This window comes from Lentzea sp. (genome assembly GCF_036380075.1).
Classification (GTDB): domain Bacteria; phylum Actinomycetota; class Actinomycetes; order Mycobacteriales; family Pseudonocardiaceae; genus Lentzea.
Genome location: NZ_DASVFL010000234.1, coordinates 1 through 11,755, shown reverse-complemented (window position 1 = coordinate 11,755; position 11,755 = coordinate 1). Strand labels below are relative to the sequence as shown.

At 71.1% G+C, this 11,755-nt stretch carries 13 protein-coding genes; 11 read left to right on the top strand and 2 right to left on the bottom strand.

The features are described from left to right. Positions 1–46: 46 nt before the first annotated feature. From VF330_RS25825 to VF330_RS25810, 4 genes are all read left to right on the top strand, one after another. On the top strand, positions 47–1,072 hold the full coding sequence (locus VF330_RS25825) for a sensor histidine kinase (RefSeq protein WP_330854263.1): 1,026 nt from the start codon (positions 47–49) through the stop codon (positions 1,070–1,072). Beyond that, positions 1,069–1,695, top strand: coding sequence for a response regulator transcription factor (locus VF330_RS25820; RefSeq protein ID WP_330854262.1), 627 nt, complete (start codon positions 1,069–1,071; stop codon positions 1,693–1,695). Before VF330_RS25825 ends, VF330_RS25820 begins: the two co-directional genes overlap by 4 nt. Before the next feature lie 138 nt (positions 1,696–1,833). Beyond that, the gene (locus tag VF330_RS25815; protein ID WP_330854261.1) at positions 1,834–2,352 is read left to right on the top strand and encodes a VanZ family protein; all 519 of its coding nucleotides are present in this window, start codon (positions 1,834–1,836) and stop codon (positions 2,350–2,352) included. Between the two features lie 8 nt (positions 2,353–2,360). After that, the gene (locus VF330_RS25810) at positions 2,361–3,539 is read left to right on the top strand and encodes a glycosyltransferase 87 family protein (protein ID WP_330854260.1); all 1,179 of its coding nucleotides are present in this window, start codon (positions 2,361–2,363) and stop codon (positions 3,537–3,539) included. On the opposite strand, the gene VF330_RS25805 is transcribed toward VF330_RS25810, so the two are convergent. Beyond that, the gene (locus VF330_RS25805; RefSeq protein ID WP_330854259.1) at positions 3,479–4,867 is read right to left on the bottom strand and encodes a lysine 2,3-aminomutase; all 1,389 of its coding nucleotides are present in this window, start codon (positions 4,865–4,867) and stop codon (positions 3,479–3,481) included. The genes VF330_RS25810 and VF330_RS25805 overlap by 61 nt on opposite strands. Positions 4,868–4,997: 130 nt before the next feature. On the opposite strand from VF330_RS25805, the gene VF330_RS25800 reads away from it, so the two are divergent. Together VF330_RS25800 and VF330_RS25795 are read left to right on the top strand one after the other, a co-directional pair. Then, on the top strand, positions 4,998–5,456 hold the full coding sequence (locus tag VF330_RS25800; RefSeq protein WP_330854258.1) for an FxsA family protein: 459 nt from the start codon (positions 4,998–5,000) through the stop codon (positions 5,454–5,456). Then, complete coding sequence (locus tag VF330_RS25795) at positions 5,453–6,013, top strand: GNAT family N-acetyltransferase (protein ID WP_330854257.1); 561 nt, start codon at positions 5,453–5,455, stop codon at positions 6,011–6,013. Before VF330_RS25800 ends, VF330_RS25795 begins: the two co-directional genes overlap by 4 nt. Here the strand turns inward: VF330_RS25795 and VF330_RS25790 are convergent. Beyond that, positions 6,010–6,405: an SsgA family sporulation/cell division regulator gene (locus VF330_RS25790; protein ID WP_330854256.1), complete on the bottom strand. Its 396-nt coding sequence runs from the start codon at positions 6,403–6,405 to the stop codon at positions 6,010–6,012. The genes VF330_RS25795 and VF330_RS25790 overlap by 4 nt on opposite strands. Before the next feature lie 100 nt (positions 6,406–6,505). Here VF330_RS25790 and VF330_RS25785 point away from each other — a divergent pair, with 100 nt between their 5' ends. From VF330_RS25785 to VF330_RS25765, 5 genes are all read left to right on the top strand, one after another. Next, positions 6,506–7,465, top strand: coding sequence for a TIGR03885 family FMN-dependent LLM class oxidoreductase (locus VF330_RS25785; RefSeq protein WP_330854255.1), 960 nt, complete (start codon positions 6,506–6,508; stop codon positions 7,463–7,465). Next, on the top strand, positions 7,462–8,970 hold the full coding sequence (locus tag VF330_RS25780) for an alpha-amylase family protein (protein ID WP_330854254.1): 1,509 nt from the start codon (positions 7,462–7,464) through the stop codon (positions 8,968–8,970). The genes VF330_RS25785 and VF330_RS25780 overlap by 4 nt, the downstream gene beginning before the upstream one ends. A gap of 70 nt (positions 8,971–9,040) precedes the next feature. After that, positions 9,041–10,051, top strand: coding sequence for an L-erythro-3,5-diaminohexanoate dehydrogenase (locus tag VF330_RS25775; protein WP_330854253.1), 1,011 nt, complete (start codon positions 9,041–9,043; stop codon positions 10,049–10,051). Then, positions 10,044–11,591: an amidohydrolase gene (locus VF330_RS25770; protein WP_330854283.1), complete on the top strand. Its 1,548-nt coding sequence runs from the start codon at positions 10,044–10,046 to the stop codon at positions 11,589–11,591. The genes VF330_RS25775 and VF330_RS25770 overlap by 8 nt, the downstream gene beginning before the upstream one ends. 3 nt (positions 11,592–11,594) lie before the next feature. Beyond that, positions 11,595–11,755 (top strand): lysine 5,6-aminomutase subunit alpha TIM-barrel domain-containing protein (locus VF330_RS25765; RefSeq protein WP_330854282.1); only part of this gene is annotated, 161 nt, incomplete at its 3' end.

The window sequence follows — 11,755 nt, the reverse complement described above, 5'->3', positions numbered from 1 at the left end:
CGGAAGACCGAGGGCCGGTGACCGGGCCGGCTTCTACGATGCGGCGGTGGAAGCACTCGACCGACCGCGGACGCCGCTGGTCCTCGTCGCGACGGCGGCGGTGTGCGGAGCCGTCTTCGTCGTCACCGGCCTGGTCAGCGGCTTCAGCCGGGCGGTCTTCGCGGGCGGTACCGGTGTCAGCTCGTCCCCGGTGCTCGGCGCGCCGCCGGTGAAGATCGCGGAAGCCGCGGTGGTGCTGGCCCTGGTCGTCCTGCTGACCCGGAGGACTCCGCCGCTGCCGGCAGCGCTGGCAGTCGGAGCGCTGGCGCTGGTCAGCGTCCACGCCGTGGTGATCAGGTCGGACCTCGGTCTGAACGGCTCCCAGAGCGTGCAGCTCGTCCTGATGCTGCTCCTCATCGGCGTGGGCAGTGGCGCGGTGCTGCGGATGAGGGACCGCGTCAGGGCCGTCGCCGCGGCCGCCGCGGAGGACAGGGCACGCAGCGAAGAGCGGCTCGACATGGCCCGGGAGCTGCACGACGTGGTGGCGCACCACGTGACCGGCATGCTGGTGCAGGCCCAGGCCGCACTCGTCGTCGCGGAGGCGGACCAGGCCAAGGCGTGCTCGTTGTTGCCGGGCATCGTCGACGGTGGCACGGACGCGTTGGGCGCGATGCGCGCGATGGTCAGAACCCTGCGGGACAACGGGGCCGCGACCGCGACCGGCGACCTGACGGCGGATCTGCATCAGCTGGTGCAGAAGTCTGGGCTGTCGGTGCGCGCGAGCATCGAGCTGCCCGGCGACGTGCGGCCGGAGCTGGGGCGGTCGGTGCTCAGACTCGTGCAGGAGGCCCTCACCAACGTCCGCAAGCACGCGCACGACGCGACCGACGTGGAGGTCGAAGTGCGTCGCACGACGTCGGCGGTCCTGCTGTCCGTCGTGGACAACGGCACCGGCCGACCGGCGCACTCCGGTGGGTTCGGGCTGGTGGGGATGCGGGAGCGGGTGGACGAGCTGGGCGGGCGCTTCTTCGCGGGCCCGACGGGGGAGGGGTGGCTGGTCACCGCCGAGCTGCCGCTGGAGGTCCTGGCGTGATCACGGTGCTGATCGCCGAGGACCAGGACATGGTGCGCATGGGCTTCCGGCTCATCCTGGAGGCGCAACCGGACGTCGAGGTCGTCGCGGACGTCCCGGACGGCATCAGCGCCGTCCAGGTGGCCAAGGAGCTGACGCCGCAGGTGTGTCTCGTCGACGTGCGGATGCCGGGGCTGGACGGCCTGGAGGTCACCCGCCGCCTCGCCCCGCACACCCGCGTCGTGGTGGTGACGACGTTCGACAGCGACGACGTCCTCCAGAAGGCGCTGGACCTCGGCGCGTGCGGCTTCCTCACCAAGGACGCCAGCCCCGGCCTGCTCGTCGAGGCCGTCAGGTCCGCCGCCCGCGGCGACGTGCTGGTGTCACCGCAGGTGGTCCTGCGCGTCCTGCGCAGGGCACCGCGGCCGGTCGGCCACGCCGCCGCCGACCTGCTCGGCCCGCGTGAGCTCGACGTCGTCCGGCACGTCGCGAAAGGCCTGAGCAACAACGAGATAGCCGCCGCGCTGCAGGTCTCTGTGTCGTCGGTCAAGGCCTACCTCGCGTCGGTGCAGACCAAGGTGAAGGCGCGCAACCGGGTGGAGGTCGTGGCGTGGGCGTTCCGCGCCCGCGTGGTGGCCGACTGACCTCAGCCGAACGGCCGGCCCGGAGCGCGGGCCTGGCCGGCTGACCATGATCCTCCGGCTCTCCGGCCGATCCGTTCCCCTGCCTCTTGACCGCAGGCTTGTCCACAACAGAGTCGTTGTCGGACAAGGGGTTTCGCTGTGGTGGAACAGCTGGGACGGGCGCTCGACGCGGTCATCCGGACGTTGACGAACCCGCTGATCGCGGCCGGCGTGGTGGCCGGGGCCGTCACGGTGGGATCAGCCGGGTGGTTCGCGGCGCGCAGGTGGGGATGGAGGCCGGCGCCCTCCGTGCTGGCGGGGCTCTCGCTGGGAGTCGTGTTGGGCGTGACGTTCTCCCGCACGCTGCCGGACTGGGCGGGACGCGACCAGTTCTGCCAGGTCGATGCGTTCTCCCTCGTCGGCTCGGCGGAACTGCTGAACGCCCTGCTGTTCGTGCCGCTGGTGTTCTTCGCCGTGCTGGCCACCCGTCGGCCGCTCGTCGTGCTCGCGTCGGCGATCGCGTTGAGCGCGGCCATCGAGATCGTGCAGCCGCTCACCCGCCGTGGCCTCTGCGAGACCCAGGACTTCCTCAACAACAGCGCAGGAGCCGTGGCCGCCGCTGTCGTGGCGGCTGCCGTCATTGCGGTCACGCGGCGTCGTGCGGCGGTGTCGCGGTGAAGGAAATCTTGGCACGCAACGATCTCCGGCGGGTGTGGGCCGTCGTCGCGACCGGGCTGCTGATCTGGGTCTGCGTGCGCAGCTTCGGCTCCGGCCTCCTGGACCTGCGGGTGTACCTGGTGGGCGGCGAGGTGTGGCGGTCCGGCGAAGGCCTGTACGCCCCGGACTTCCCGGGCCCCAGGGGCCTGCCGTTCACGTACCCGCCGTTCGCCGCCGTGCTGTTCAGCGGCGTCAGCCTGCTGCCGTTACCGGTCGCCGCCGTGCTCTTCACCGCCGCGGGCATCGCGCTGTTCACCGCGGCCTGCCACGTGGCGGCGTCGCGGACGTCGTCACCGAACGCGGGCTTCGGGCTGGCCGCGCTGTGCCTGCTGCTCGAACCGCTGCGCGGCGGCACCGACCTCGGCCAGATCAACATGATCCTCATCGGCCTGGTGGCCCTGGACTGCCTGCTGCCGCGCACACCGTGGCCGAGGGGCCTGCTCGTGGGACTCGCCGCCGCGATCAAGCTGACCCCGGCGATCTTCGTGCTGTACTTCCTGTCTCGCCGGCGGTGGCGGCCCGCGCTGACCGCCATCGGCACCTTCACCGCCGCGGCCCTGACCGGCTGGGCACTGGCACCGGCCGAGTCGGCGCGGTTCTGGTTCCACGCCGTGCTCGACCCGCAACGCGTCGGCGGCCTCGCCTACACCGCCAACCAGTCGCTGCGCGGCCTGCTCTTCCGCCTCGGCGCACCCGAACCGCTGTGGATCGCGCTGTGCCTGGCAGTCCTGGTGCTGACCGCGTTCGCGCTGCGCCGTCAGCACGACCTCACCGCACTGCTGGTCGTGGCCGCGGCGGGACTGCTGATCTCGCCGGTGTCCTGGTCGCACCACTGGGTGTGGATCGCGCCCGCACTGCTGGTCCTGCACGGCTGGGTGCGGGTCGCCGTGACGGCGGTGTTCGCGGTCGGCCCGCACTGGCTCCTGCCGTCCGCGGGCGACCGCGAGCTCGCGTGGGCGTGGTGGCAGCACCTGGCCGGCAACAGCTACGTGTGGCTGGCGCTCGGGTTCCTGGCCTGGTGCGCGATTCGGCCGGCTCGGGCAGAAGAGGGTGAGGCCGTCTCCGACGACGGCCCCACCGTGACCCGTCAGGCCTGGTCGGCCCACCACTTCCGACCGGTCTCACCCAACGTCGAGATCGGGTCGTAGTACGGGTAGCGGCGGTTCAACGCCTCCGGGTCCTCCAGCTCGATCCCGGTCCGGTAGTTCTTGGTCCAGTACGAGATCCCGAGCTCCCGGTCGTAGTCCTCGAGCTGGTGCACCCACCGCTTCCCGACGTACGGCACGTCGCACACGATCCGAGGGGTCGCATAGCCGGGCAGGTAGCCCATGATCGCGTGCTGCAGCTCCTGCGCCTCCCACACCGACACCCGCCAGTGCTCGGCGTTGGGGATCATGTCGCACATGTAGAAGTAGTACGGCAGGATGTTCGCTTCCCCCTGCAGCGCGAAGCAAAGGTCCAGCAGGTCGTCCGGCGTGGCGTTGACGCCGCGCATCAGCACGCCCTGGTTGCGCACGTCCCGCACACCCACCTCCAGGGCCGTGCGCGCGGCCTCGGCGACGAGGGGTGTCACGGACTGGGCGTGGTTCACGTGCGTGTGGATCGCGAGGTTCACGCCGCGGCGGGAGGCCGTGCGGGCGACGCGTTCCAGGCCCTCGACGACGCGGGGCTGGAGCCAGTGCTGGGGGAGGCCGGCCAGGGCCTTGGTGGCCAGGCGGACGTCGCGGACGGTCTCGATGTCGAGCAGGCGCATCAGGAACGACTCGAGCTGCGGCCACGGCACGTTCGCCACGTCGCCGCCGGAGACCACGACGTCGCGGACGCCGGGGGTCTTCTTCAGGTACTCGACCATCTGGTCCTGGCGGTCGACCGGCTTGAGCGAGAGCTTGTGCTTGTCGATCAACGGCGTGGAGTTGCCGACCAGGTCCATGCGGGTGCAGTGGCCGCAGTACTGGGGACAGGTCGACACCATCTCGGCCAGGACCTTGGTGGGGTAGCGGTGGGTCAGGCCCTCGACGACCCACATCTCCGCCTCGTGCAGCGAGTCGCGCTGCGAGTGCGGGTGCGACGGCCAGCGGGGGTCGCGGTCGGAGGCGACCGGCAGCATGTAGCGGCGCACCGGGTCGGCCAGGAAGGCCTCCGTGAACGCGTCGGGGGAGAGGTCGGCGCCGACCGCCGTCGTGTTGACCATCTGCGGCGGGATCAGCATCGACATCGTCGCGAACGCCGACTGGTCGGCGGCGAGGTCGTCGTAGAACCGGTCGGTCAGCAGGTCGCCCGCCACCTTGCGGAGCTGCTTCACGTTCTTGACGCAGTTCACCCGCTGCCACTGGGCGTCCCGCCACTGCGCCTCGGTCACGTGGGCCCAGCCGGGGAAGCGCCGCCAGTCGGGTTCGACCAGCTCACGGCGGACGTACGTGTACGGCTGGCGGTCCAGCCGCTCCAGCGACGTGGGGGCGTCGTGCAGCGCGGTCATCCGTACTCCTCTGCGTCGAGGTCGCGTAAAGATATCCTGTCATACCGCCAGGCTGCCGTAAATATTTCAGCTCAAGGGCTGGTGGAGGGGTGGTCGGGAGCAATTCGGGCGTCCCGTGCGTTCACCCGGTATGCCTGTTCTCGCGCTGCTGCTCGTCGGTTTCTTCGCCGAGGTCGCGGTCATGATCGCCGTCGGCAACGCCATCGGCGGCCTCTGGATGATCGCGCTGCTCCTGGTCGGCTCCCTGGTGGGGCTGTCGCTGGTGCGCAGGCAGGGCGCGCAGGCGCTGGCGGCGCTGCGCCAGTCGGTGACGCGGCGCGAGCAGCCGCACCAGGAGATGGCCGACGGCATGCTCATCGCGGCCGCCGGCGCGCTGATCATGGTGCCGGGCTTCCTCAGCGACGTGGTGGCGTTGTTCCTGCTCTTCCCGCCCACGCGCAAGGTCGTGAGCCGGCGCATCGCGCGCAAGGCCGAGGCGGCGGCGCTGAAGTTCGAGCATGAACGCCGCTTCGGCGCCGGTCAGGTCATCGACGGCGAGGTCGTCGACGTCGAGCCCGTGGTCATCACCGACCGGCGCGAACTGACGTGATCCGCGCGTACCGGCCCGCCGACCTGGACGCGCTCTACGACATCTGCCTCGACACGGGCGACGGCGGCCTCGGCGTGCGCCACCTGTTCGACGACCCGCGCCTGCTGGGCCACGCCTACGTCGGCCCGTACGTGGCGTTCGAACCCGACCTGGCGTTCGTGGCGGAGGACGACGACGGCGTCTGCGGTTACGCCGTCGCGGCGTCGGACAGCGAGGCCTTCGAGGACCGCTGCGACCGCGACTGGTGGCCCGACCTGCGGTTCCGCTACCCGCTGACACCTGGAGCGAACCGGGTCGTGCAGCTGATCCACCACCCGGTCCGCGTCGACCCGGTGCTGGTCCGCGACTACCCGGCGCACCTGCACGCGAACCTGCTCCCCCGCGCGAAGGGCAGGGGTTTCGGCGGCACGCTCGTGCGGACGGTGCTCGAACGCCTCGAGAAGGGCGTCCACGTGCACGTGCGGCACCACAACACGCACGCGATCGGCTTCTGGGAGCACCTCGGCTTCCGCGTGATCGACTCCGCCGACAAGCTGGTGCTCGGGTTGCGCCTCTAGGCCAGCAGGTCCTTGAGCAGCAGCTCGAAGTCGACGCTCTCCCGCCCGGCCGGCACCGCCGCGTAGGTCGAGTCGAGGAACCGACTCAGCTCGTCGGCCGACAGGTGGAACACGGCGTGCGAGTCCTCGGTGAACAGCTCCAGCACGAGCACGTCGCCGTCCGCCGGGCGCAGCCGCACGTCGCCCATCCCGGCCGGCGACATCAGGCCGTCGGACAGCAGCTCGCGCCCCACCAGCCACGTCGACTCCTGGTCGCGGGTGTGGAACCGCATGGTCACGGCGTGCGGATCGTCCGAGCGGTAGTGGAGGTCGACGTTCATCGGCTCGATGGAGCCGTCCGGTCGCACGAACTCGACGACGGTCGCGGTGCCGACCCTTGTCTCGTTGAACATCGTCGTTCCTCCTCCGCAGTGAGGTGCCGCTCTACACACGGGCTCCCGGTTCGATCGGTTCAAAGCTTTCTCGAACTGCTCGATTGGGTACAGAAGCCGCATGACGGTCTACGGCATCCACGCCTCACACGAGCAGATACACCCCACCGGCCTGCTCACCGCCGTGCGCAGGGCAGAGGAAGCCGGGTTCGCCGCGGCGATGAGCTCCGACCACTTCTCACCGTGGAGTGCGCGCCAGGGGCAGTCCGGGTTCGCCTGGTCGTGGCTCGGCGCCGCGCTCCAGGCGACCAGCCTGCCGTTCGGCGTGGTCACGGCGCCGGGGCAGCGCTACCACCCGGCGATCACCGCGCAGGCGATCGGCACGCTCGCCGCCATGTACCCCGGACGGTTCTGGGCCGCGCTCGGCACCGGCGAGGCCAGCAACGAGCACATCACCGGCGACGTCTGGCCGCGCAAGGACATCCGCACCGCCCGGCTGCGCGAGTGCGTCGACGTCATCCGCGCGCTGCTCGCCGGTGAGGAGGTCAGCCACGACGGCCTCGTCACGGTCGACCGCGCCCGGCTCTGGACGCTGCCGGACGAGGTGCCGCTGCTGATCGGCGCGGCTGTCAGCCCGGAGACCGCGCGGTGGTGCGCGTCCTGGGCCGACGGGCTGATCACCGTCAACGCCGCTCCCGAACGCCTGCGCGAGGTCGCGGACGCCTACCGCGACGCCGGCGGCAAGGGCAAGCTCCACCTCCAGGTGCACCTGAGCTGGGACCCCGACGAGGACAAGGCCGTCGCGACGGCGCACGACCAGTGGCGCAGCAACGTCTTCCAGCCGCCCGTGTGCTGGGACCTGGAGATGACCGACCACTTCGACGTCGTCTCCGAGAACGTCACGCCCGAGCAGGTGGCCCAGGTCGTGAACGTCTCGTCGGACCTGAAGTGGCACGCCGAGCAGCTCAACTCCTACGAGGAGATCGGCTTCGAGGAGATCTACCTGCACCACGTGGGCCAGGACCTGACCGCGTTCGTCGACGCGTTCGGCGAGCACGTCCTGCCGGAGGTGACCGCGTGATCCGCACGGCCGACGTCTGGTGGAAGAACGCCGTCCTCTACTGCCTCGACATCGAGACCTTCTCCGACAACGGTTTCCGCGGCGCCACGGAACGCATCGACCACTTGCACGCCTTGGGCGTCACGTGTGTGTGGCTCATGCCGTTCTACCCCACGCCCGAGAAGGACGACGGCTACGACATCACCGACTTCTACAACGTCGACCCGCGGCTCGGTTCGCTCGGCGACTTCGTGGAGTTCGTGCGCGCCGCACGGGACCGTGGCATGCGCGTCATCGCCGACCTCGTCGTCAACCACACGTCCGACCAGCACCCGTGGTTCCACGACCCCGAGAAGCGCGACTGGTACGTGTGGGCCGACAAGCCGCGCGAGGACGGACCGCAGGGGATCACGTTCCCCGACAAGGAGAACTCGCTCTGGGAGTACTCCGAGGAGGTCGGGAAGTACTACCTGCACCGCTTCTACAAGCACCAGCCCGACCTCAACGTCGCCAACCCCGAGGTGCGCGACGAGATCGCGCGGATCATGGGCTTCTGGATGGAGCTGGGCCTGAGCGGTTTCCGCGTCGACGCCGTGCCGTTCCTGCTGGAGCACCAGGAGAAGACCGACGCGATCGAGCTTCCCGACCCGCACGACTACCTCACCGACCTGCGCGCGTTCCTCAACCGCCGCAACGGCGAGGCGATCCTGCTCGGCGAGGTGAACCTGCCGTACAAGGACGCGATGGCGTTCTACGGCCAGGGCGTCGGCGACGAGCTGACCATGTGCTTCGACTTCGTCGGCATGCAGGCGATGTACCTGGCGCTGGCCCGGCAGTCGAGCGGCCCGCTGGTCAAGGCGCTCCAGGAACGCCCGAACCCGCCGCGCGACGGGCACTGGGCGACGTTCGTCCGCAACCACGACGAGCTGACGCTCGACAAGCTGCCGATGGACGAACGCCAGGAGGTCTTCGACGCCTTCGGCCCCGACCCGGCCATGCAGCTCTACGGCCGCGGCCTGCGCCGCCGGTTGCCCGGCATGCTCGACGGCGACCAGCGCCGCATCCGCATGGTCTACAGCCTGCTGTTCACTCTGCCGGGCACGCCGGTGCTCTTCTACGGCGAGGAGCTCGGCCTGGAGGAGGACCTGTCGCTGGAGGGCAGGCTCGCGGTGCGGGTGCCGATGGACTGGGACGAGGCGGGCAGGCAGCGCTACGACTCCGACTCGTTGCTGACGTGGATGCGCAAGCTGGTCGAGCTCTACCGCGAGGCGCCGGAGTTGGCGTGGGGCACGGTCGAGGTGCTCGACGTCGGCGATCCGACCGTGTTCGCCCATCGCGCCGACTGCGACGGTGGCGCCGTGATCGCCGTGCACAACTTCGCGGACCAGGACGTCACCGTGCGCGTGCCCGCGGAGGGACTGCTCAAGGACCTCGCGTCGGGCGGCACGGTGAAGCCCGCGAAGACCGGGGCGAAGGTCGACCTGGCGCCCTACGACTGCCGGTGGTTCCGCGTGATTTCTGAGTGATGCTTGCGGGATCTTGACGCTTCACGTGAAGATATCTTCGAGACAGCGTCGTCGACCGAAGGATTTTCAGGTGAGCGCGTACGGACTGCACCGTGTCCTCGAGCCCGTCGGTGTCCTGCCGCAGCAGGCGTGGCGGCTGGACGCGGAGCCCGTGCCCGCCGCGGACGAGGTCGTCGTCGCGGTCGAGCGCCTCAACCTGGACGCGGCGTCGTTCCGGCAGCTCAGGGAGCAGCACGGCGACGGCGCCGCGGTCCGGCGGGCGGTGCTCGACATCGTCGCCGAGCGCGGCAAGATGCAGAACCCGGTCACCGGGTCGGGCGGCATGCTGCTCGGCACCGTGACCGAGGTGGGCCCGGAGTCGCCGCTCGGGCTGAAGGCGGGCGACCGCATCGCGACGCTGGTCAGCCTCACGCTCACGCCGTTGCGGATCGACGACGGCCTGCGCGACTGGGACGGCGAGGACGAGCAGGTGCCGTGCCGGGGGACCGCGGTGCTGTTCGGACGGTCCATTGCCGCCGTGCTGCCGGACGACCTGTCCGACGAGCTGGCGTTGTCCGTGCTCGACGTGTGCGGCGCACCGGCACTGACCGACCGTGTGGTGCGCAAGCACCCCGGCGGGTCCGTGCTGGTGCTCGGCGGTGGCGGCAAGTCGGGTTCGCTTTCTCTCGCGGCCGCGCGTCAAGCCGGTGCGTCCCGTCTCGTGGCGTTGGTGCCGACGGAGCGTGAAGCCGCATCGGTCCGTGAGGCGGGCCTCGCCGACGAGGTCGTCATCGCGGACGCACGCAACCCTGTCGCCGTCGCCGAAGCGGTGGGCAAGCAGGTCGACGTCACGGTCGTGTGTGTGGACGTGCCGGGGTGCGAGCACGGCGCCATCCTCGCGACCGCGGACGGCGGCACGGTGATCTTCTTCTCGATGGCGACCTCGTTCAGTGCCGCCGCTCTGGGAGCGGAGGGTCTGGCCGCCGACGTGGAGATGCTGGTCGGCAACGGGTATGTGCCCGGTCACGCCGCCTTCGCGCTCGACCTGGTCAGGACCCGGCCGGGTGTGCGGGCGCTGTTCGAGCAACGGCAGACTGCGTGACGTGAGTACGCAACTTTTGGTCGGCGGCCGCATCTACGCACCGGATGCGACGGCCATGGCCGTCACCGACGGCGTCGTCGTGTGGATCGGACAGGACTCGGTCGGCCGTGCACTGCACCCCGACGCCTCGGTGGTCGAGCTGAACGGCGCGTTCGTCGCGCCCGCGTTCGTCGACGCGCACGTGCATGCCACGTCGGCCGGCCTGCTCCTGACCGGCCTCGACCTGACCGGGACGTCCTCTGTGGACGCGCTGCTGCAGCAGGTCCGGGACGCCGAGGGGCCGCTGGTGTGGGGCCACGGCTGGGACGAGACGCGCTGGCAGGAGAACCGGCCGCCGACGCGCGCGGAGATCGACGAGGCCGCGGCGGGCAAGACGGTGTACCTGTCGCGCATCGATGTCCACTCCGCCCTCGTCTCGTCGAACCTGGTCACGGATGACGCGCGCACGGCCGACGGCTACTCGGAGGACGGTCCTCTCTCGCGGGCGGCCCACCACCACGTCCGCGGCACGGCCAAAGCGGCCATCACGCCGCAACAGCGCGAGGCCGCCCAACGGGCGTTCCTCCGCCACGCCGCGTCGATGGGCATCGCGTCCGTGCACGAGTGCGCGGGCCCGGACATCTCCGGCGAGGACGACCTGCGCGAGCTGCTGGCGCTGGCCGAGGGCCCCGAGGTCGTCGCCTACTGGGGTGCGCACGAGATGCCCGGCGTCCCCGTGCGCGGTCTCGCCGGCGACCACTTCGTCGACGGCGCGATCGGCTCGCGCACGGCCGCGCTGGCCGAGCCGTACGCCGACGCCGACACCACCGGCGCGCTCTACCTGACCGGTCGGCAGATCGCCGACCACCTGGTGAAGTGCACCGAGCTCGGGGTGCAGGCCGGGTTCCACGTCATCGGCGACGCCGCCATGGCCGCGGTCGTCGAGGGCTTCGAGCTCGCCGAGAAGGCACTCGGCACACCCGCGCTGGCCTCCGCCCGCCACCGCCTCGAACACGTCGAGATGGTCTCGGCCGAGCAGGCGCAGCGGCTCGCCGGGTGGGGCGTGATCGCCTCCGTCCAGCCGCTGTTCGACGCCGAGTGGGGCGGTCCGGGCGGCATGTACGTCCAGCGGCTCGGAGCCGAGCGCGGAGTGGGGCTGAACCCCTATTCACGCCTGGCGGCCGCGGGCGTCGTGCTCGCGTTCGGCTCGGACACCCCCGTGACCGCCATCGACCCGTGGGCCGCCGTGCGCGCCGCGGTGCACCACAAGACCCAAGGCTTCGGCGTCTCACCCCGCGCCGCGTTCACCGCGCACACGCGTGGTGGCTGGCGTGCCGCCGGTGTGGACGACGGCCTGACCGGCACGCTCCAGCCCGGCGCGCCCGCGACGTACGCGGTGTGGGAGACCGGCGACCTCGTCGTGGCCGGCTCCGACGCACGGGTGCAGCGCTGGTCGACCGACCCGCGCTCGGGCGTGCCCGGCCTGCCCGACCTGACCGGTCCGGCGCCCGTCTGCGTGCGGACCGTGCTGAACGGCCGGACGATCTACGAGAGGAAGTGACTGATGGCGTTGCTCGACCTCGACCCCCAGGTCGTCGCCTCCGCGCGCGCACTCGCGGCGCGGGCGGCCGAACCGGTGGTGTCCCTCGCGAAGGCGCACACCACCGTCGCCGTCGAGCGCGCCACGCTCCGCCTGGCCGGCATCACCGGCGCGGACTCCACCCA